At 67.7% G+C, this 19,962-nt stretch carries 18 protein-coding genes; 4 read left to right on the top strand and 14 right to left on the bottom strand.

Annotated features, from left to right (window positions below; all coding sequences use genetic code 11):
* Positions 1 to 84: 84 nt before the first annotated feature.
* Positions 85 to 3,864, top strand: a complete 3,780-nt coding sequence (locus OHA70_RS21825; RefSeq protein ID WP_328320460.1) for an endo-alpha-N-acetylgalactosaminidase family protein — start codon at positions 85 to 87, stop codon at positions 3,862 to 3,864.
* Between the two features lie 56 nt (positions 3,865 to 3,920).
* Here the strand turns inward: OHA70_RS21825 and OHA70_RS21820 are convergent, their stop codons facing one another.
* The 7 genes from OHA70_RS21820 to hppD all read right to left on the bottom strand — a co-directional run bounded on the left by OHA70_RS21820 (position 3,921) and on the right by hppD (position 10,380).
* On the bottom strand, positions 3,921 to 4,343 hold the full coding sequence (locus OHA70_RS21820; RefSeq protein WP_328320458.1) for a hypothetical protein: 423 nt from the start codon (positions 4,341 to 4,343) through the stop codon (positions 3,921 to 3,923).
* Positions 4,344 to 4,424: 81 nt separating this feature from the next.
* Positions 4,425 to 5,669: a HAMP domain-containing sensor histidine kinase gene (locus tag OHA70_RS21815; RefSeq protein ID WP_328320456.1), complete on the bottom strand. Its 1,245-nt coding sequence runs from the start codon at positions 5,667 to 5,669 to the stop codon at positions 4,425 to 4,427.
* Positions 5,669 to 6,367: a two-component system response regulator CseB gene (gene cseB, locus OHA70_RS21810; RefSeq protein ID WP_328320454.1), complete on the bottom strand. Its 699-nt coding sequence runs from the start codon at positions 6,365 to 6,367 to the stop codon at positions 5,669 to 5,671. Before cseB ends, OHA70_RS21815 begins: the two co-directional genes overlap by 1 nt.
* A gap of 6 nt (positions 6,368 to 6,373) precedes the next feature.
* Positions 6,374 to 6,988, bottom strand: a complete 615-nt coding sequence (locus tag OHA70_RS21805) for a hypothetical protein (protein WP_328320452.1) — start codon at positions 6,986 to 6,988, stop codon at positions 6,374 to 6,376.
* A 150-nt stretch (positions 6,989 to 7,138) separates the two neighbouring features.
* Positions 7,139 to 8,512 carry an FAD-binding oxidoreductase gene (locus OHA70_RS21800; RefSeq protein ID WP_328320450.1) on the bottom strand — a complete coding sequence of 458 codons (1,374 nt, stop codon included), beginning with the start codon at positions 8,510 to 8,512 and terminating at the stop codon, positions 7,139 to 7,141.
* Between the two features lie 40 nt (positions 8,513 to 8,552).
* Positions 8,553 to 9,023, bottom strand: coding sequence for a hypothetical protein (locus tag OHA70_RS21795; protein WP_328320448.1), 471 nt, complete (start codon positions 9,021 to 9,023; stop codon positions 8,553 to 8,555).
* 154 nt (positions 9,024 to 9,177) lie between these two features.
* Positions 9,178 to 10,380 carry a 4-hydroxyphenylpyruvate dioxygenase gene (hppD, locus tag OHA70_RS21790; RefSeq protein ID WP_328320446.1) on the bottom strand — a complete coding sequence of 401 codons (1,203 nt, stop codon included), beginning with the start codon at positions 10,378 to 10,380 and terminating at the stop codon, positions 9,178 to 9,180.
* Positions 10,381 to 10,534: 154 nt separating this feature from the next.
* Here hppD and OHA70_RS21785 point away from each other — a divergent pair, with 154 nt between their 5' ends.
* A complete protein-coding gene (locus tag OHA70_RS21785) occupies positions 10,535 to 11,008 on the top strand; it encodes an Lrp/AsnC family transcriptional regulator (protein WP_328320444.1) in 474 nt (157 codons plus the stop codon).
* A gap of 849 nt (positions 11,009 to 11,857) precedes the next feature.
* Here the strand turns inward: OHA70_RS21785 and OHA70_RS21780 are convergent.
* On the bottom strand, positions 11,858 to 12,502 hold the full coding sequence (locus OHA70_RS21780) for an IclR family transcriptional regulator (protein ID WP_020387098.1): 645 nt from the start codon (positions 12,500 to 12,502) through the stop codon (positions 11,858 to 11,860).
* A 55-nt stretch (positions 12,503 to 12,557) separates the two neighbouring features.
* Here OHA70_RS21780 and OHA70_RS21775 point away from each other — a divergent pair, with 55 nt between their 5' ends.
* Positions 12,558 to 13,292, top strand: coding sequence for a hypothetical protein (locus tag OHA70_RS21775; RefSeq protein ID WP_328320438.1), 735 nt, complete (start codon positions 12,558 to 12,560; stop codon positions 13,290 to 13,292).
* A gap of 1 nt (position 13,293) precedes the next feature.
* Here the strand turns inward: OHA70_RS21775 and OHA70_RS21770 are convergent, their stop codons facing one another.
* From OHA70_RS21770 to OHA70_RS21760, 3 genes are all read right to left on the bottom strand, one after another.
* Positions 13,294 to 14,529 carry an MFS transporter gene (locus OHA70_RS21770; protein WP_328320436.1) on the bottom strand — a complete coding sequence of 412 codons (1,236 nt, stop codon included), beginning with the start codon at positions 14,527 to 14,529 and terminating at the stop codon, positions 13,294 to 13,296.
* Between the two features lie 133 nt (positions 14,530 to 14,662).
* Positions 14,663 to 16,459 carry a DEAD/DEAH box helicase gene (locus OHA70_RS21765; protein ID WP_328320434.1) on the bottom strand — a complete coding sequence of 599 codons (1,797 nt, stop codon included), beginning with the start codon at positions 16,457 to 16,459 and terminating at the stop codon, positions 14,663 to 14,665.
* Positions 16,460 to 16,510: 51 nt separating this feature from the next.
* The gene (locus OHA70_RS21760) at positions 16,511 to 17,092 is read right to left on the bottom strand and encodes a Uma2 family endonuclease (RefSeq protein ID WP_328320432.1); all 582 of its coding nucleotides are present in this window, start codon (positions 17,090 to 17,092) and stop codon (positions 16,511 to 16,513) included.
* Positions 17,093 to 17,233: 141 nt separating this feature from the next.
* Here OHA70_RS21760 and OHA70_RS21755 point away from each other — a divergent pair, with 141 nt between their 5' ends.
* On the top strand, positions 17,234 to 17,494 hold the full coding sequence (locus OHA70_RS21755; protein WP_328320430.1) for a DUF3039 domain-containing protein: 261 nt from the start codon (positions 17,234 to 17,236) through the stop codon (positions 17,492 to 17,494).
* A gap of 3 nt (positions 17,495 to 17,497) precedes the next feature.
* Here the strand turns inward: OHA70_RS21755 and OHA70_RS21750 are convergent, their stop codons facing one another.
* The 3 genes from OHA70_RS21750 to OHA70_RS21740 are packed head-to-tail and all read right to left on the bottom strand — an operon-like array spanning position 17,498 to position 19,926.
* On the bottom strand, positions 17,498 to 18,055 hold the full coding sequence (locus tag OHA70_RS21750) for a YqgE/AlgH family protein (protein ID WP_328320428.1): 558 nt from the start codon (positions 18,053 to 18,055) through the stop codon (positions 17,498 to 17,500).
* 7 nt (positions 18,056 to 18,062) lie between these two features.
* Complete coding sequence (locus OHA70_RS21745) at positions 18,063 to 18,479, bottom strand: VanZ family protein (RefSeq protein ID WP_328320426.1); 417 nt, start codon at positions 18,477 to 18,479, stop codon at positions 18,063 to 18,065.
* A gap of 10 nt (positions 18,480 to 18,489) precedes the next feature.
* Positions 18,490 to 19,926: an NAD-dependent malic enzyme gene (locus tag OHA70_RS21740; protein WP_328320424.1), complete on the bottom strand. Its 1,437-nt coding sequence runs from the start codon at positions 19,924 to 19,926 to the stop codon at positions 18,490 to 18,492.
* Between the last annotated feature and the right edge of the window lie 36 nt (positions 19,927 to 19,962).

Here is a 19,962-nt window from a genome sequence, read left to right as displayed (position 1 = left end):
CATTAGTGTTCGTTTCTCTTGACTTGTTAGCGGTTATGTACGCAGAATCCGTGACACAGTGACCCGCCCGTCAGGAGTCCCACCGTGTCTCGACCCGTACTTCCGTCCTTAGCGGCAGCCGCGCTGGCCGCCGGTCTGCTCGTCGCAATACCCCCAACGGCCGCCACCGCCGGCCCCACCACCGAAGCAGCGACCGACCTCACGCTCACCTCACCTGAGCTCACCGTGACCGTCGCCGCCGACTTCCCCCGCGTCATCCGGTACGCCGACCACGCCTCCGGCAAGTCCATGGGTGGCCAGCCCGACGCGATCTCGACCGTCACCGTCAACGGAGTCGCGCGAGCGGCCCACCTGACCGGACCGCCGACGGTCACCACCGGCAAGGCGCAGTACAAGCTGGCCTTCGATGCCCTGCCCGGCGTCGAGCTGGACGCCAGCCTGGCGCTGACCGGCCGGGTGACCACCTTCAGCATCGACGCGATCCGCGACACCGCGACCAGCAGGGTGAACACACTCGACATCCCGGACCAGGACCTGGTCTCGGTCGCGAGCACTGACCCCGGCGCAACCACCGCCTTCACCACGCTCGACCCCGACTCCACCCGGACCGCGGACAAGATCACCCCGGTGACCGCGGCGACGGCAGCGGAGCCGGCCGCCAACGGAGCGGCGTACGCGTTCGTGAACACGAGCGGTCTCGCCGCCGGGATCGAGTCGAACTCGACCTACGACAAGCCGTCCGGGCAGTCCGTCGACGACGGCGCACGGTTCTGGCACCGGGCCCGCAAGGCGGCCGACGGGACCAGCCGGGTCGGCGTGTGGAGTGGTCAATGGACCTACCGCGCCGACACCTCGCCGTATACCGAGCCGTTGCCGTGGGCAAAGGTCGTCGTGACGCCCGACGCGAACAACGACAAGACCGTCGACTGGCAGGACGGCGCGATCGCGTTCCGCTCGATCATGGTCGAGCCCAAGGGTGGCGACCAGGTCAAGGACCGGGTGATCACGCACATCCCGTTCAACTTCGCCAGCCAGGCGACGCATCCGTTCCTGCGCACGCTGGACGACGTCAAGCGGATCTCGCTCTCGACCGACGGTCTCGGCCAGATGGCGCTGCTCAAGGGCTACGGCTCGGAAGGCCATGACTCGGCGCATCCCGACTACGGCGGCAACTACAACATCCGGGCCGGTGGACTCACCGACCTCAACACGCTGCTGAAGCAGGGCAAGGACTACAACGCCGCGTTCGGCGTCCACGTGAACGCGACCGAGTCCTACCCGGAGGCCAACGCGTTCAGCGAGGACCTGGTCGACAAGACCAGCAAGGGCTGGAACTGGCTGAACCAGAGCTACTACATCAAGCAGCGCCCTGACCTTGCCTCCGGCAACATCGTCAAGCGGTTCCAGCAACTGCGCGACGAGACGGACAAGAACCTGCAGGAGCTGTACATCGACGTGTACTACCAGTCCGGCTGGCTCGCCGACGGCCTGACCCGGCAGCTCGCCGACCAGGGCTGGCAGGTCGCCACCGAGTGGGCCGACCGGCACGAGCGCACCTCGCTGTGGTCGCACTGGGCCAACGACCTCGACTACGGCGGCCCCACCAACAAGGGGCTGAACAGCCAGATCATCCGGTTCGTCCGCAACCACGAGAAGGACGTCTGGAACGCCGATCCGATCCTCGGCCAGTCGTCGATAGTCGAGTTCGAGGGCTGGACCGGCGAGACCGACTGGAACAAGTTCTACGCCAACATCTGGCAGAAGAACCTGCCGGCCAAGTTCCTCCAGCAGCAGAAGATCGTCGACTGGAACCCCAACCAGATCACCTTCACCGGCGGGGTCAGCGGCACTGTTGCCAACGGCAAGCGCAGCATCAGTGTCGGTACCGCGAAGGTGCTCGACGGCGACAAGTACCTGCTGCCGTGGGACGGCAACAAGAAGCTCTACCACTACAACCCGGCCGGCGGCACGACCACCTGGCAGGTCCCGGCGGCCTTCACCACCGACCGCTTCACCGTCTACAAGCTGACCGACACCGGCCGCGTCCGGATCGGTACTGCGCCCGTCCGCAACGGCGCCGTAACGCTGACCGCCGTAGCCGGACAGCCTTACGTCCTGTACCCGGCGCAGGCGCCGCGTCTGACCGACCCGCAGTGGGGTCAGGGCAGCCACCTCGAGGACCCCGGCTTCAACGCCGGTGACCTGCGAGCCTGGAAGCCGACCGGCAACGCCTCGATCGCCACCCTCGAGAACGGTCAGCACGTCGCCGAGCTCGGCGCGGAGCCGACGACGCTCAACCAGCGCATCCGCGACCTCACTCCCGGCCGCACCTACAGCGCCTCCGCATGGATCGAGGTCGAGCCCGGCAAGACCCGGCCGACCACCCTCGATGTCAACGGCACTTCGGTCACCGTCGCTCGATCGACCGCGATGAATCGGGTCGCCTCCGACGACAAGCAAGGCCTGTACTACCAACGCGCCCGCGTGGTGTTCGAGGCCAAGGGCACCACGGCCGACCTCACGGTCAGCGCGCCTGCCGGAGCGGCCCGGGTTCGACTGGATGACGTACGGGTGGTCGAAACCAAGCGCCCGGCGGCCGGACTCGTCGACGACTTCGAGAACGTCGATCAGGGCTGGGGCCCGTTCGTGAAGGGCGATGCGGGTGGCACGACGGACCCGCGCACCGTCCTGGCGAAGAAGCACGCGCCGTACACGCAGGCCGGCTGGAACGGGAAGCTCGTCGACGATGCACTCGACGGCGACTGGTCGCTGAAGTCGCACGAGGAGAACGAGGGGCTCGTCTACCGGACGACGCCGGCGACCGTTCCGTTCACGCCGGGCCACAAGTACAAGGTCAGCTTCGACTACGAGAGTGGTCTGGCCGGTCAGTACACCTGGGTGCAGGGTGTGGACCGCCCGGAGTCCGTCGAGGTCAAGGCGACTCCGATCGGAGTCCAGCGGACGAAGGCGACCTTCAGCCAGGAGTTCGTGGCCGGCTGCGGCGGCGACTACTGGGTCGGCCTGCGCAAGCTCTCCTCCGGTGGCGACCAGGCCGACTTCGTGATCGACGACTTCGCCGTCACCGACCTCGGCGCATCGAGCGAAGCAGCGGACTGTACTTCGCTGAGCTTGTCCGGCGCCGGGCTGAACGGCATGGTCTCCGGCGAGGAGAACACCGTCGTCAGCACCTTCACCAACAACGATGTGGTTGCCGTCGACAACATCACGCTGGCGCTCACCGCTCCGGCAGGCTGGACGGTCACGCCGACTACTCCCGCGACCCACGCGACGGTTGCCGCGGGCACCAGTGTCACGACCACCTGGTCGGTCACGCCTCCCGCCGGCACACCCGAGGGCAAGTACATGCTCACGGCAACGGGTGGCCAGGCGACGACCTCAGCGGAGGCGACGTTGCTGCCGCCGGGGATCGTGCCGCAGTCCCGGATCACGGTGGCCGACGTCAGCAGCGAGGACGTCGCCACCGATGGGGCCGCAACGGAGGCGTTGGACGGAAACCCTTCCACCATTTGGCATTCCGCGTGGTCGGAGGTGCCCACGCCGGCCACTTATCCGCATCACATCACGCTGGACCTCGGTACGACGTACCAGGTGAACGGGTTCAGCTACCTGCCGCGGCAGAGTGGGACAAACGGGATGTTCAAGGGCTATGAGATCTACGTCAGTACGGACGGCCAGAACTGGGGTACAGCCGTGAAGACCGGCCAGTTTCCGAACTCGACCGCCGTCCAGCGGCTGGACTTCACCCCGAAGGCCGGCCGGTACGTGAAGCTCGTCGGCACCAGCTCCCTCAACGGCGCCGTCTTCGGCTCAGCCGCCGAGCTGAACGTCTACGGCACCAAGTAAGTCTCACCAAGAAAGCGGCGCCAGCTCCCCCGAGTCTGGCGCCGCTTTCCCTTGTTTCACTTGGTGATGGTGACCGCGACGGCGGCGCTGGTGGCCTTGGCCGTTACGACGCGGAACTTGTTGACGCCGACGCGGCCACTCTGCACCCAGACCGAGTAGGTCGACTTGCTGGTCACCTTGGTGGTGGCGGGGAAGTTGACCCACTTGCCGGACTGCAGGCGCTGGACCTGGACGACCGAGCCCTTCGCGATCGCGGTGGTCTTGCCGGCGAAGGAGACCTTGGCCCACGCCTTCGCGGTGGCCTTGTCCGACTTGATCGTGATGGCCGGCTTGGCCGCGACCGTGGTGGAGACGGTGGTGGTCTGGTTCGGCGCCGCGTCGGCCTGCAGGGCGCCGGCGATGCCGACCCCACCGGCCGCCAGAGCGATGCCTGCGACAACGGCGGCGGAACGACGAACGACCAGAGTGCGAGTGCGCATGATTCTTGGTTTCCCCTCGTGTGTATAGGGTTCTGGTGAACCCGACACAGTGGAGACGCCGCCACTTCGCGAAAGGTTGTGTTACGACTCCGTCTCAGGACTATCGGGCAAAACCAGGCGCGCACAGGCACCGCCACCAGGGGCCGTACCGAACGTCAGCTCGGCCCCGAGCACCTTCGCGTGACCCGCCGCGATGGTCAGGCCGAGGCCGTGGCCGACGCCGCGCTCAGCCATCCCGGACCGGAACCGACGGGGGCCTTCGGCAATCAATTCCTCCGGGTATCCGTTGCCGTGGTCCACGACCTCGATCACCCGGCCCTGGACGGTCACCTCGATCGGCGGGCGGCCGTGCCGCAGTCCGTTGACGATCAGGTTCGCCAGGATCCGCTCGATCCGGCGGGAGTCGGTGGAGATCGTCTCCTCCCGGCCGAGCCGGTGTACGACGACGCTGTCCGGTGCGAGCGACTGCTGCATCCGCAACCGTCCGACGGCCGACCCCACGAACGCCCCCAGCCCGACATGCTCCAGGTCGGCCTGCTCGACGCCCGAGTCGAACCGGGCGATCTCGAGCAGGTCCTCGACCAGGCGTCGCAGGACCTTGGCGCGGTCCCGGACGAGTTCGCTGGGCCGACCCGGCGGGAGCAGCTCCGCAGCGGTCAGCAGGCCGGTGACGGGCGTACGGAGATCATGGGCGACATCCGCTGTGAATCGACGCTCTGCTTCGAGTTGGCCGCGGAGTGAGCTGGCCATGGTGTCCAGAGCTGTCGCCAGTGCCTGGACCTCATCCTTGCCCTTGCCCGCCGCGCCTGCTGCCGAGGCGTCGAGATCTCCTGCGGCGATGCGGCGCGCAGTACCGGCTACTGCGACGATCCGGCGGGACAGGCTGCCGGCGGCGATGACACTGCCCAGGGCGACCAGCGCGACCGTGCCGACGCCGCCGATGATCAAGGCCCGGCGCAGGGCGTTCATCGACGGGTCGTTGGCGTCGTAGTCCTGCACGATCGACAGGATGCGGCCGTTCTTGACCCCGACCGCCGCCCACATCTTCGCGTTCGGCGCCGCCGTCTTGAAGGTGGCGCGCTTGCCGTTCATCACCGCGTCGCGCAGCTGCGGCGGCAGATCAGGATCGTCCAGCCGCGCCCCGAACACCGGTACTTCGCTACGGTCGTAGCTCTCCGCGGCAGCCTGGATCCGCTCGTCGGCAAAACTGCGCGTGCGGTCCAGCCGGGCCGACTGGGCCTGGGTATAGACCGCCACGCACAACACCAGAATCGCCAGCGACGAAACCAGTACGAAGATCAGGCCTAGCTTGCTCCGAAGGCCCATCAGGCGCGCAGCTTGTACCCGAATCCGCGCACGGTCTCGATGCGGTCCGCGCCGATCTTGGTCCGGAGCCTTTGCAGGTGGACGTCGACCAGGCGGCCGTCGCCGCCCCACTCGTAGTCCCAGACGCGTTGCAGCAGGGTGGACCTGCTCAGCACGACGCCGGGGTTGTTCGCGAACTCGATCAGCAGCTTCAGCTCGGTCGGGGTGAGCTGGACCGTCGTACCGGCCCGGCGCACCTCCAGCGCCTCGCGGTCCAGCTCCAGGTCGCCGAACGACTCCACGGTCGAGCCTGTCGCCGGGGTCGGCCGCTCAGGATCGGCCACCGCCCGCCGCATCACCGCGCGCAGCCGGGCCACCAGGACCTGGGTGTCGAACGGCTTGGTGACGTAGTCGTCCGCGCCGGCCTCCAGCCCGAGGACCACGTCCAGCGCGTCACCGCGGGCCGACACCATCACGATCGGGACCGTGCTGGTCTCCCGGATCCGGCGGCACACGGAGATGCCGTCCAGGCCCGGCAGCATGATGTCCAGCATCACCGCGTCCGGATGGATCTTCTCGAAACTCTCGATCGCCTCGAGGCCGTCCTCGGCCGTGGTGACGTCGTACCCATGGCGTTCAAGGGTCAACTGGGTCGCCTCACGGATCACCGCGTCGTCCTCGACCATGAGGATGCGCGCCGCCGGTTCTTCCGGTACCACTGAAGTTCAGTCTCCCTTTTGGTTCTTCGAGCTCACCTTGGTCATCTTCCCGCCGGCCCAACGGTAGACCTCGACCAAGCGTCCGGAGGGACAACAGGACAAGTCGTCCAAGGTGAATACCTGCGATTCGACCACCAGGTCACCCTGCGGGCTGGGACTGATCTTCAACTGATCGGCCTTCAAACTCCAAACCCGGCGCGGTCCCTTCGGCGAGTCGGCCATCAGAACGGCCCCGAAGACGAAGTTGTCGTTGGTGTGAATCAGCACCACGAGCTGCGGCGTGCCGGTCTTCATCACGTCGACGGAGAGGCCCCGGGTCAGGCAGAGTGCGACGGCTGAGCACGAGCCGACGATCTTCTTCATGTACGGATCGAGGCCTTTGTCGGCCTGCAGGCTGTCCCGGACCTCCGGCAGCGTCATCGTCGACTCCGGGACGGCCGACGGCGTCTTGCGGGCCGGTGACTGGGACGGCCCGAAGCCCTTCGGTGTCATCACAGGCGTCGCCGAGCTGGCATCCGGATCGGCGCCCTCGACCCGCAGGCCGGAGCCGTTCCCACAGCCGGAGCCGACGACGAGAACGGCCAGCGCCAACGCGGCGGGCAGCACGTGCCGTGCTCGCATCGGTGACCTCCTGCCTCGCCTCACAGCGCTCCCCCCGGTTTCAGACAACTGCCTTCCATAGTGCGGCCGGCACGTCACATTCGACGGCCATGAACGTCCAATGGCCCCGGCAGTTGCGTTGCGGTTCAGTCACAGAAGATGAAAGAACCCTCACGAAACGACCTTGCCCGGATTCAAGAGGTTTTTCGGGTCCAGCGCGGCCTTGATCGCGCGGTGCACCGACACCGCCACCGGGCCGATCTCCTGGACCAGCCAGTCACGCTTGAGCATCCCGATCCCGTGCTCGCCGGTGATCGTGCCGCCGAGCTCCAGACCGATCTCCATCACCTTGTCGAAGGCCGCCTGGGCCCGGGCAGCCTGGTCCGGGTCCTCCGCGTCGAACACCACGGTCGGATGCATGTTGCCGTCGCCGGCGTGCCCCAGTACGCCGATGGTGATGTCCAGGTCGCGGGAGATCTGCTCAACCGCGCCGATGAAGTCGGCTAGCCGCGAGCGCGGTACGCAGACGTCGTCGATCATCGTCGTACCGAGCTGCTCCAGCGCCACCAGCGCCGCCCGCCGGGCCTCCAACAGGAGTTCACCCTCGGCCGGGTCGTCCGCCTCGATGCACTCGATCGCGCCGTACTGACGGCAGAGCTTGGCCACCGTCGCCACATCGGCGGCACCGGCCTCGCCACCTGCGTCCGACTGGGCGATCAGCATCGCCGCGGCCTCGGTCGGCAGGTCCATCCGCTTGTAGCTGTTGACCGCCATGATGGTGGTCCGGTCCATGATCTCCAGCAGCGACAGGGATACCCCGCTGCGGATGATCTCGACGATCGCCTCGCCGGCCGCGACTCCCGAGTCGAACAGCGCGGCCATCGTGCGCGGGCGGGCCGCCTCCGGACGGAGCGCGAGCGTGGCCTCGGTGATGATCCCGAGGGTGCCCTCGCTGCCGACGATCAGCTTGGTCAGGTCGTAGCCCGCGACACCCTTGACCGTGCGCCGGCCGGTGCGCAGGACCTGGCCGTCGGCCAGTACGACCTCGAGGCCGAGCACATAGTCGGTCGTGACGCCGTACTTGACGCAGCACAGCCCGCCCGAGTTGGTCGACAGGTTGCCGCCGATCGAGCAGAACTCCCAGCTCGACGGGTCGGGCGGGTAGAACATGCCCTGCTCGGCGACCGCGCGGGACAGTACGGCGTTGAACACGCCCGGCTGCGTCACGACGTACCGGTCGACGGTCTCGATCTCGAGGATCTGGTCCATCTTCTCGAGCGAGATGACCAGACAGCCCTCGATCGCGTTGGCCGCGCCGGAGAGCCCGGACCGGGCACCTTGGGGCACGACGGGAACGCCCGCGTCCGCCGCGATCTTCACCGCGGCCACGACGTGGGCCGTCTCGCGCGCGAGCACCACCGCGATCGGCTCGCCGGCCGGGCAGAACATCGCCCGGTCGTACCGGTAGCTCTGGATCCGGTCCTGGTCGGTCACCAGCGCCTCCGGCGGCAGTACTTGCCGAAGGCGCTCGACTAGATCGTTCATATCCACGAGCCTAGGCGGTTTTCTGCCTACTGGCAGGTGTTCAGCGTGCCCGGCCGGTGGCGTTCTCCGAGACCTCGGTATAGCCGCTGCCGTAGTTGTGGAACTCGCGGGCGACCGCGACGAACGTGACGGATCCGTTGGTGGACTTCACCTTCGGCGTCCGGCAGGTGCGCTGCCCGGCCGTCACGGCGCCGTTGCCGCCACTGCTGTCACACGAGAGCGTCTGGCCGGCGTTGTTGCCGCCGTACTGAACCAGGTAGGCGTTGGCCTTCTGGTTGTTGGTCAGCCGCGGATTCATGGTGATCTCGGCCCAGTACTGCGAACAGCTGTCCCGGACCAGCCGGACCGTGCCGAACTTGGGTGGCCGCCCGTCCCGCAGGACCGGCGCTGACTTGATGGATGTGGCACCCGAGCAACTCGCGGCAGGTGCCGCCTGAGCTGATGTGGCCAGGGCGAACATGCCCGCTCCGGCCAGTCCCGCGGTGCTGAGCAGAATGCCCAGTGTCTTCATCGGAAAACCCTTCCTGAGCGCACGCCCCGACGTGCACTCATGGGCAGAGTAGTCGAACCTCCCCTGACCTGACAGTCAATCCGGTAATCGGACACCGTGACACGCCTGCAACGGTGTGTCGCGGGCGTGTCACGGTGGGTAGATCAAACCGCGATCAAAGATTGCCGCGGCGCTCCTGCTCGCGCTCGATCGCCTCGAACAGCGCCTTGAAGTTGCCCTTGCCGAATCCCAGGGAGCCGTGGCGCTCGATCAACTCGTAGAACACCGTCGGACGGTCGCCGATCGGCTTGGTGAAGATCTGCAGCAGGTAGCCGTCCTCGTCCCGGTCGACCAGGATCTTGCGCTTCTGCAGCTCCTCGATCGGCGCCCGGACGTTGCCGATCCGCTCCCGCAACTCCGGGTCCTCGTAGTACGAGTCCGGCGTGTTCAGGAACTCGACACCGTTGGCGCGCATGATGTCGACCGTGCGCAGAATGTCGTTGGTGGCCAGCGCGATGTGCTGGGCGCCGGCGCCGTCGTAGAACTCCAGGAACTCGTCGATCTGCGACTTCTTCTTCGCGATGGCCGGCTCGTTCAGCGGGAACTTGACCCGGTGGTTGCCGTTGGCCACCACCTTGCTCATCAGCGCGGAGTAGTCGGTGGCGATGTCGTCGCCGATGAACTCCGCCATGTTCACGAAGCCCATCACCTTGTTGTAGAAGGTGACCCAGTCGTCCATCAGCCCGAGCTCGACGTTGCCGACGACGTGGTCGACCGCCTGGAACAGCCGCTTCGGGTGTCCTTCCGGCCGGACCACACTGGTCTTCGCCTCGACGAAGCCCGGCAGGTACGGGCCGTCGTACTTGCTCCGGTCGATCAGCGAGTGCCGGGTGTCGCCGTACGCCGCGATGGCGGCCCGGCGGACGGTGCCGTGCTCATCGGTGACGTCGTGCGGCTCCTCGAGCACGGTCGCACCCTGGGCGCGGGCGTGCTTGATGCACTTGTCGACGTCCGGCACCTCGAGCGAGATGTCCGCGACGCCGTCGCCGTGCTTGCGGTGGTGGTCGTTCAGCGGGCTGGCCGGGGTGACGCCGCCGGTGATGACGAAACGCGCCGAGCCTGCCTTGAGTACGAACGCCTTGTGGTCCTTGTTGCCGTTCTCCGGCCCGGAGTACGCGACCAGGTCCATCCCGAAGGCGAGCTGGTAGTACTTCGCGGTCTGGGTGGCGTTGCCGACCACGAACACCACGGCATCCATCGCCGTGACGGGGAACGGGTCGGTGCTCTCGTCGTACGGCACCAGGCCGACGAGCTGCTTCAACTGGTCGAGGTCGAGATCGGCGTCGAGCTCTGCGGGGGTGAGGTCGGTGCTGGTCATCGGGGTCCTCCCGGTCGGTGTCGGCTGGCCCGGTGAGCTTCGCCGGATCAGGACAGGTTGCGCAACAGAACCGTTTTTCACTGAGCACTCTGACCAGTATTCTCAGCCTTCTATTGGACTATTTGGTCACCCTGACCACACTAGGAGGACCCGCATGGCTGGAGTGGACGCACTGGACGCCCGCATCCTCGACCTGTTCGCCGCCGAACCCCGAGTAGGCGTCCTGGAAGCCTCCCGCCGCCTAGGCGTAGCCCGAGGCACAGTCCAAGCCCGCCTGGACCGCCTCTCCCGCGACGGCGTAGTCCGAGGCTGGGGCCCAGACGTAGACACCACAGAAATCGGCTATCCGGTAACCGCCTTCGCCACCCTCCAAATAGAACAAGGCTCCGGCCACACCACAGTCGCCGCAGCCCTAGCCGCCATCCCCGAAGTCCTAGAGGTCTACACAATCACCGGCGCCGAAGACCTCTGGTGCCGAATAGTCGCCCGCTCCAACGCCGACCTCCAACGAGTAATCGACCAGGTCGTCATCGTCCGCGGCATCCAGCGCGCGTCGACAGTGATCGCGCTGGCCGAACAAGTCCCCCACCGAGTCCTCCCCCTACTCCACGCAGCCACCCGCCCCTGACCAACCCCCTCGCAGCCAGCCGGCAGCCCAACCACCAAGCCGACGCCACCCACCGCACCCCAGCCGGCCGGCCGGCCACCTAAACCCCAGACGTGTCCCGGCCGACAGGAGGTAGGCACCAACTCGCCCTCTCCCTACGCTCAGTCGACGCCCCGCCACCCGCCCCGCACCAACCACCTCCTGTCGACCGGCACACATCGCCCCGCCCCACAGCGCCTCCCGCCCCGCAGCCCCCTCCCGCGAGGTGACGCGAAGCGTCACGAGCCGTCAACTGCTGCAGCTCCCGGGCCGCACTGCGTCCCGCTCGACAGGAGGTAGTCGCCGACCTGCATTCTCCGCACGCTCAACCAGCGGCCGGCACCCCTCCCACAACCAACTACCTCCTGTCGAGCGGGACACCACCCTTGCCGCGTCCGCCCCATCTCCAGCCCGCGCACTTCCAACCCGCGAGGTGACGCGAAGCGTCACGAGCTGGGCGGCCGCCTGCTCAGCTGGTGGTTGCGCGCCGAACTCCGCCTGCATCTGTTGTCGCCGAGGTGACGCGAAGCGTCACGAGGCTGGCTGCAGCACCTCCGCCGGGCTGGTACGCCAGCACCAACCCCGACAACAGCTGCCAAATAACACCCTGCGAGGTGATGCGAAGGGTCACGAGCCCTGAGTCGCCCACCCGAGCCAACCACCCCGCTGGGGTCTCCGGCTCCGCCCACGCAGTTCCACCTCGCGAGGTGACGCGAAGCGTCACGAGCTGGTGGCCACCTGCTCAGCTGGTGGTTGGGCGCCGGACTCCGCCTGCATCTGTTGTTGCCGAGGTGATTCGAAGCGTCACGAGCCCTCGCGGGGGTGGCTGGGTCAGGCGAGGCGTTTGGCTACTTCTACTGCGGCCCGGGCTACTCGGGGGCCTACGAAGTCGCGGTCCAGCTTGCCCAGGACTACTACGCCGATGGAGGCTTCTACGCCTGGTACGCCGAGGACCGGCGACGAGACGCCTTGGGCGCCGGCCTGGAGTTCGCCGGCGGTGATGACGAAGGGGCGACCAGCCGGATCGGGCTTGCGGCGGCCCGCGAGGATCGCCTTGCCGGCGGCGCCCTGGTCGAGGGCGTGCCGGGAGCCCATCCGGTACGAGACGTGGAAATCGGTCCAGCTCGGCTCGATCACCGCGATCGCGAGCGCCTCGTCCCCGTCCGCAACGGTGAGGTGCGCCGTCGCGCCGGTGTCTTCGGCGAGCGAGCGTAGTACCGGCAGAGCGGCGTCCCGCAACGTCGGCTGCACGCGACGGGAGTAGTGCAGGACTGCGAGCCCGAGCCTGGCGCGGCCTTCGCTGTCGCGGCGGACCAGCCGGTGCAGTTCGAGCGTGTTGACCAGGCGGTAGACGACGGTCCGGGAGACGCTCAGCGAGGCGGCCAGCTCGGTGATCGACAGGCCGTCCGGGGCGTCCGCCAGCAACTCGAGGACGGTGAGTCCCCGATCGAGAGTCTGCGACGTCTCAGCGGGCACAGGCGAAGCGTAACCTTTTTCGGCCCGCGGCCCGATGTCCCCGTATCTTGCTGCCGTGCGAAATTACTGGGCGCTGCTCCCCGCCATCGCCATCTGCGTCGGTCTGATCCTGCTGTACGCCGTCCCGACGCTGGTGAATCCGCAGTGGACGAGCAGCATCCTGGGCCTGTTCAAACAGCTCCCGGGCGGCGAGGAAACCGAGGAACCGGCGCCGCTCAGCCCGAAACAGCTCCATTCCCGCCGGATGCTCGCCGGCACCTTGGTGATCGGCGCGCTCGCGCTCATCGGGTTCAACGTCGCGCTCAACCGGGAGGCGAACGGCTGCTACCTGGCCGCCAAGGCGTGGGGTGCGGCCGACGACGCCAAGCAGGACGCCGACCCGTGCGTGAACAAGATCTTCGGCGCGTTCTTCAGCAACGGCAAAGGCCAGGTGCTCGAGGACTCGCAGCAGCCGGTCACCGGGTACCAGCTGGTCAAGGGCAAGCACCCCAAGTACCTGAAGTGGATCCAGAACCCGCCGAAGCCGGACGGGGTCGCGCTGGTGTTCGGCGTCGGCTTCAACTGCTCGAGCGATCTGAAGGTGATGGAGGCCGACGACAAGATCACCGCGGTGATCGACGACACCAAGCCGTGCCCACCGGACAGCCAGATCGAGCTGGTGCCGATCAAGCTCGACAAGCCGGTCGGTGATCGCCCGGTCGTCACCGTCGGCGGCAAACCGATCCCGCAGATCAACCCGGACCTGCCGTCCTGGGGCACGGTCCTCAAAAAGCTCGCGACCGGCGGCTGAGTCAGCGCAGCGCCCGTACTTGAGAGTCGTACTGCCGGAAGGGCCTGTTCGTGGCGAGCAGGATGAGCAGGCCGGTGATGCAGACGGCCGCGCCGCCGAGCAGCGCGATCGTCGGGGTGCTGAGCGACGCCGCAGTACCGGCGACGAAATCTCCAAGACGAGGGCCGCCCGCGACGACCACGATGAAGACACCCTGCAGCCGTCCACGCATCGCGTCCGGAGCGGCTGATTGCAGAACAGTGTTCCGGTACGCCGAGCTGACCATGTCCGCCGCACCCGAGAACGCGAGCAGCGCGACACCGAGCCAGATCGTCCGCGACAACCCGAACAGCCCGACCGCCGCCGCGTAGACCGTGATCGCCGCGACGATCGCCACCCCTTGCCGCCGGACGCGACTCACCCAGCCGGAGAACAGCACGCCCACGAGCGCTCCGATCGCCGGCGCCGCTTGCAGCAACCCGACGGTCCGTACGCCGCCCGCGAAGAACGCGCCCGCCACGGCTGGGAACAGTGCCCGAGGTTGCGCGAACACCATCGCGAGGATGTCCGCGACGAAGGTCGCCAGGAGCGCGGGGGCGGCTCGGAGGAACGTGAAGCCCTCCAGTACCGAGCGCAGGCCAGCCCGGCGTACCAGGCCGGTCGGTGGGACGGGAGGCAGCCGGAACAGCGCGTAGAGCGCGGCGGTGAAGGTGATGACGTCGACCAGGTACGCCGCGCCGAACCCCTGCCAGGCGATCACCACGGCGCCGAGCAGCGGTCCGGCGGTGAAGCCGAGGTTGAACGCTGCCTGGCTGAGCGTGTTGGCGGCTGGGAGGAGTTCGGGGCGGATGAGGCGCGGGATGATCGCGGATCGGGCCGGGTTGTTGACCGCGAAGCAGGCCGACTGGACCGCGACCACGGCGTACAGGATCCATACCTGGTTCCAGTGCAGCTCGGATTGGGCGACCAGGACCATCGAGAGCAGCCAGAGGCCGCTGGAAGAGACGAGGGCGAGGGTACGCCGGTCGATCGCGTCGGCCATCGCGCCGCCGTACAGCCCGAAAACGACCAGCGGCACCAGCGCGAAGAGCCCGACCAGCCCGACCGAGAAGGTCGAGTGGGTCAACGCATAGACCTGGATCGAGACCGTCACCGCGGTCATCTGCTGCCCGAGCTGCGAGACCGTCGAGCCGACCCACAACCGACGGAAATCCGGCGACTCCTTGAGCGGACGGATGTCAGTCAGCAGTCGGGCCACACGCTGAACTTATGTCACGACTTACCACCCCCGACAGCAGGGCACACACCTTTCGGTACTGACATCCCAACCCGCTCGGCCAGCGCGCCTCACCAACCTGCCGGCGCGAGGTGACGTGAAGCGTCACGAGCCGTCAGGCTCGGCGTTGGGTGGCCCAGTCTCGGATGAGTTCGATGCGATCGCGGAGTTCGGTGGAGGAGGCGTGAGCCGCCGCCGGGCCACCGAGTTTGCGGCGGAGGTCGTTGTGGATGACGCCGTGCGGCTGGCCGGTGCGGTGGTTCCAGGCGGCGACCAGGCCGTTCAGCTCGCGGCGCAGGAGAGCGACCTGCTCGTGCGTGGCCAGCTCGACCGGTGTCGGCTCCTCGCGGGTGGACGACTTGCCGCGCCTCTTCTCCTGGGCCAGCGACTTCGCCTGCCGCTTGTTCAGCAACTCGCGCACCTGGTCGGGCTCGAGCAGCCCCGGCAGACCGAGGAAGTCCAGCTCCTCGTCCGAGCCGAGATCGCCACCCATCCCGTAGTCACCGCCGTCGAAGACGACCCGGTCGAAGCTCGCATCCGACCCGAGCGCCTCGAACTTGGCGTCCAGGTCGTCGCTCGCGCCCTCGGCCTCGTTCGCCTTCTTCAGCAGGTCGTCCTCGAGGGCGAAGATGTCGCCGTCCTCGTTGTTGTTCTTCCGGCCGAGCACGTGGTCCCGCTCGACCTCCATCTCGGCGGCGAAGCTCAGCAGCCGGGTCACCGACGGCACGAACACCGACGCCGTCTCACCCCGCTTGCGCGCCCGTACGAACCGCCCGATGGCCTGCGCGAAGAACAGCGGCGTCGACGTCGGCGTCGCATAGACCCCGACCGCCAGCCGCGGCACGTCGACGCCTTCGCTCACCATCCGGACAGCGACCATCCACCGCTGTTCACCAGCCGAGAAGGTCTGGATCTTCTTGCTCGCCGCCTTCTCGTCGGACAGGACGACGGTCGGCGCCTCGCCGGTCAGCTCGCGCAGGACCTTCGCATAGGCCCGGGCCGTGTTCTGGTCACCCGAGATGACCAGCCCGCCGGCATCCGGCATGTGCCGCCGTACCTCGGTCAGTCGCTTGTCAGCAGCAGCCAGTACTGCGGGCATCCACTCGCCGGTCGGGTCGAGCGCGGTTCGCAACGCCTGAGCCGTCAGGTCCTTCGTCAGCGGCTCACCCAGTCGCGCCGCGACCTCGTCACCGGCCTTGGTGCGCCAGCGCATCTCACCGGAGTACGACATGAAGATGACCGGCCGTACGACGTGGTCGCGCAGCGCATGACCGTAGCCGTAGACGTAGTCCGCCTTGCTGCGAGCGGCGCCGTCGTGGCCGTGCTCGTACGTGACGAACGGGATCGGGTTGTCGTCGCTGCGGAACGGCGTACCGGTCAAAGCCAGGCGACGGGTGGCCGGGTCGAACGCCTCCCGGATGCCCTCACCCCAGCTGAGCGCGTCACCACCGTGGTGCACCTCGTCGAGGATCACCAGGGTGCGGAACCTCTCGGTCCGGACCCGGAACGCGAGCGGGTTCACCGCGACCCCGGCGTACGTGACCGCGACGCCCTGAAAGTCCTTGTTCGTCCGGCCCTTGCCGCCGGCGAACGTCGGGTCGATGGCGATCCCGGCCCGGTCGGCCGCCTCGGCCCACTGGACCTTGAGGTGCTCGGTCGGCGTCACGACGGTGATCCGGTCGATCACCCGGCGCTGCAGCAGCTCGGCGGCGACGGTCAGCGCGAACGTCGTCTTACCGGCGCCCGGCGTCGCGACCGCCAGAAAGTCCTTCGGCTGCCGATCCATGTACAGCTGAAGCGCCTCCGCCTGCCAGGCCCGCAGCTTGCTCGCAGTTCCCCACGCAGCGCGGTCCGGATAGGCCGGAGGTAGCACGGCTGGTGGTGCGGGCACGTGCGAATCCACGGACGGCATACTCCCCCGATAGTCGACTGTCGGCCGTACAGGAACGTTACCCGAGATCCCTCACAAGGTCAGATCGGCAGGCACCACACTGACCACGAACGGCACCGTCAACCGCGCCACTTCGTCCCCGGTGACCTTCGCGACCTGCGCATATGTCCCGTCCCGCAACTCCCACGCAATCAGCTCCGGCGTGTCGGGATCGATCACCCAGTACGACTGGCAGCCGGCGGCCTCGAGCCGGGAGAACTTCAGCATCAGATCGTACCGGCGGGTGCTCGGCGACAGCACCTCGATCGCCAGCAAGGGCGCCACAGGGAGATCGCGTTCGGTGAAGTCCTCTCGCCCCGCGACCAGCAGATCGGGTTGCATGACCGTGTCCTGGCTGATGACGACGTCGAAGGGCGCTACCAAGACCCTCAAGTCCGGCGGACAGGCTGCCTTGAGCGCGACGATCAGGTTGACAACAACGTCCTGATGCCGCGTCGAAGACGCCGGCGTCATGACAAGGGTCCCGTCGATGAGCTCGTAGCGGTGTCCGTCATTGGGCATCCGGTCGAGGTCGTCTCTGCTCAGTGGCCCGGACGAATGCCAAGGCGGTTGCCAGGACGGTGGGTAGTCCGGCTCGGGTTCCATGACTGCCATGGTGCCTCCTTGTAGTGGTCATACCTACAAAGTGCCGTCGTCTGCCCAGAGCTGCCCGGTTGTCCACAGGAGAATTCCGTTCGGATCAGCCTGTGGAGAATGACTGGGTGTTGCTGGGCGTGTCGACCTACACTCGGGGCTATGAGTACTCAGCTGAGCCCCGGCGCAGAGACGGTCATCGACGAGCGGACCAAGCCGTCGCTGGACGAGGGCGATCATGAGCGGTTCTCGCACTACGTGCCGAAGGACAAGCTCACCGAGGCGATGGTGATGGGCACGCCAGTGGTGGCGTTGTGCGGCAAGGTGTGGGTGCCCAGCAGGGATCCGCAGAAGTTCCCGGTCTGTCCGGAGTGCAAGGAGATCTGGGAGTCACTGCACCCCGGTGATGACGACAAGGAGTAGTCGTCAGTTCTGGGTCGGGTCGTCGGGGTAGGTGGCCAGGTAGGCCATCTCGTCGCGCTGGCGCCGCAGGACGCGGCGCCACAGGCCTTCGGGCTGGAGGCTGAACACGTCGTCGGGTTCGGACGGTACGACGTACCAGGCGCCCTCGGTGATCTCGCCCTCCAGCTGGCCGCTCGACCAGCCGGCGTACCCGGCGAAGATCCGCATGCGCTGGATCGCGCCCTCGAGCAGAGCCGGTGGTACGTCGAGGTCGATCAGCCCGATCCGGCCGAAGCATTCCCGCCAGCCTGGCGGGTCGGCCGACTCGATCACCTCGGCGACCGCGAGAGCGCTGTCGGTGCCCACCGGGCCGCCCATGAAGAGCACGCCGGGCTCGCTCACCGTCTCCGACCAGTCGGCCAGCACCCGGTCGACCTCCAGGTCCGCGGCCCGGTTCACGACCACGCCCAGCGCACCGTCCTCGTCGTGATCCAGCAACAGGATCACCGACCGCCGGAACGGCGGGTCGTCGAGCAACGGGGTAGCCACCAGCAGTGAGCCGGTCAGGGTCGTGGCCGTCATGCACCCATCATGTCGTGCTCGGCACCTTCCTGGGCAGACGCTTTTGCGTACGGATGGCACGGAACCCGAGCCACGCGCCCAGCGCCAGCCCACACAAGTCGGCGACCGAGTCGAACGGATCGCCGCTGCGGAACGGCAACCAGTAGTACTGGACGATCTCGCTGATCACCGCGTTGGCGGCAACGACCGGCAGCAAATACCGAGCCGGTACTCCGCTGCGCAGCCCGAAATACGCCACCGATCCGAACAGGAACAGATGCGCGAGCTTGTCCGAGAGCGGGAAGTGGACGTTCGACGCTGCCTGATGCGGTGAGTACACCCCGTACAGGTGGATGCCGCAGGCCACCACGAAGGCGACCCGCCACAACCACGTAGTACGGGACGACGTACGAACCTCAGTTGAAGTAGTGATGGAGTCAATCAAAGCAAGTGACTCAAATCAGCGCGCCCGGGGAGTCGTCCGGGAACATCTCGGCGGCCGGCGCCTTGCCACCGGCCGCGTCGCGAACGGCGTGCGCGACCCGGGTGTGCACCTCCGGGTGGAAGACGCTCGGCACGATGTAGTCGGCGTTCAGCTCGTCGTCGGTGACCACACTGGCCAGCGCCCTCGCGGCCGCCAGCTCGGTCTGGATCGAGACCTTCGACGACTGCGCGTCGAGCAGGCCGCGGAAGACGCCCGGGAAGACCAGCACGTTGTTGATCTGGTTCGGGAAGTCGCTGCGGCCGGTCGCGACGACGGCCGCGTGCTCGTGCGCCGCGGCCGGGTCGACCTCGGGGTCGGGGTTGGCCAGCGCGAAGACGATCGAGTCCTTGTTCATCGTCGCGATGTCGGCGCCGTTCAGGATGTTCGGCGCCGAGACCCCGATGAACACGTCGGCACCGGCCAGCGCGCCCTTCAGATCTCCGCTGTACTGCGCGGCGTTGGTGTTCTCCGCGATCCAGCGCAGCTCCGGCGACAGCCCCTCGCGCTCGGAGTGGATGACCCCGGCGATGTCGGCGACGATCGTGTCCTTGACCCCGGCCTCGATCAGCAGCTTGAGGATCGCCGTGCCGGCGGCACCCGCGCCGGACAGCACGACGCGGATCTGGCCGATGTCCTTGTTGACCACCCGCAGCGCGTTGAACAGCGCCGCCGTCACGACGACCGCCGTGCCGTGCTGGTCGTCGTGGAAGACCGGGATGTCGAGCTCCTCGCGCAGCCGGGCCTCGATCTCGAAGCAGCGCGGCGCGGAGATGTCCTCCAGGTTGATCCCGGCGAAGCCCGGCGCGATCGCCTTGACCACGGCGATGATCTCCTCGGTGTCCTGGGTGTCCAGGCACAGCGGCCAGGCGTCGATCCCGGCGAAGCGCTTGAACAGTGCGGCCTTGCCCTCCATCACCGGCAGCGCGGCCTCCGGGCCGATGTTGCCCAGGCCCAGCACGGCGGATCCGTCGGTGACGACCGCGACGGTGTTGCGCTTGATCGTCAGCCGGCGGGCGTCCTGCGGGTTGGCGGCGATCGCCAGGCAGACCCGGGCGACGCCGGGGGTGTAGATCATCGAGAGGTCGTCCCGGTTGCGGATCGGGTGCTTGGCCTCCATCGAGATCTTGCCGCCGAGGTGCATCAGGAAGGTCCGGTCGGAGACCCGGCCGATCTCGACGCCCGGTACGGCGCGCATCGCCTCGACCAGCCGGCCGGCGTGCTCGGTGTCGGCGGCGGCACACGTCACGTCGATCCGCAGCCGCTCGTGCCCGGAGGCGGTCACGTCGAGGGCGGTGACGAGGCCGCCGGCCTGCTCGACCGCGGTGGTCAGCTTGCTGACCGTGGAGCCACCCGCTGGGACCTCGAGGCGGACGGTGATGGAGTAGGAAACGCTCGGCAAGGCAGTCACGCGGGTGATCCTCTCACGTCACTGGTCAGGTCCTGA

This window comes from Kribbella sp. NBC_00382, from assembly GCF_036067295.1.
Lineage (GTDB): Bacteria > Actinomycetota > Actinomycetes > Propionibacteriales > Kribbellaceae > Kribbella.
This window is presented reverse-complemented; position numbering and strand designations above follow the sequence as displayed.

Bases quoted from the DNA above. Each gene is read 5' to 3' on its own strand.
- OHA70_RS21815 (WP_328320456.1), bottom strand. From the start codon at position 5,669: ATGGGCCTTCGGAGCAAGCTAGGCCTGATCTTCGTACTGGTTTCGTCG.
- OHA70_RS21805 (WP_328320452.1), bottom strand. From the start codon at position 6,988: ATGCGAGCACGGCACGTGCTGCCCGCCGCGTTGGCGCTGGCCGTTCTC.
- hppD (WP_328320446.1), bottom strand. From the start codon at position 10,380: ATGACCAGCACCGACCTCACCCCCGCAGAGCTCGACGCCGATCTCGAC.
- OHA70_RS21820 (WP_328320458.1), bottom strand. From the start codon at position 4,343: ATGCGCACTCGCACTCTGGTCGTTCGTCGTTCCGCCGCCGTTGTCGCA.
- OHA70_RS21800 (WP_328320450.1), bottom strand. From the start codon at position 8,512: ATGAACGATCTAGTCGAGCGCCTTCGGCAAGTACTGCCGCCGGAGGCG.
- OHA70_RS21765 (WP_328320434.1), bottom strand. From the start codon at position 16,459: ATGCCGTCCGTGGATTCGCACGTGCCCGCACCACCAGCCGTGCTACCT.
- OHA70_RS21755 (WP_328320430.1), top strand. From the start codon at position 17,234: ATGAGTACTCAGCTGAGCCCCGGCGCAGAGACGGTCATCGACGAGCGG.
- OHA70_RS21785 (WP_328320444.1), top strand. From the start codon at position 10,535: ATGGCTGGAGTGGACGCACTGGACGCCCGCATCCTCGACCTGTTCGCC.
- OHA70_RS21750 (WP_328320428.1), bottom strand. From the start codon at position 18,055: ATGACGGCCACGACCCTGACCGGCTCACTGCTGGTGGCTACCCCGTTG.
- OHA70_RS21760 (WP_328320432.1), bottom strand. From the start codon at position 17,092: ATGGCAGTCATGGAACCCGAGCCGGACTACCCACCGTCCTGGCAACCG.
- OHA70_RS21795 (WP_328320448.1), bottom strand. From the start codon at position 9,023: ATGAAGACACTGGGCATTCTGCTCAGCACCGCGGGACTGGCCGGAGCG.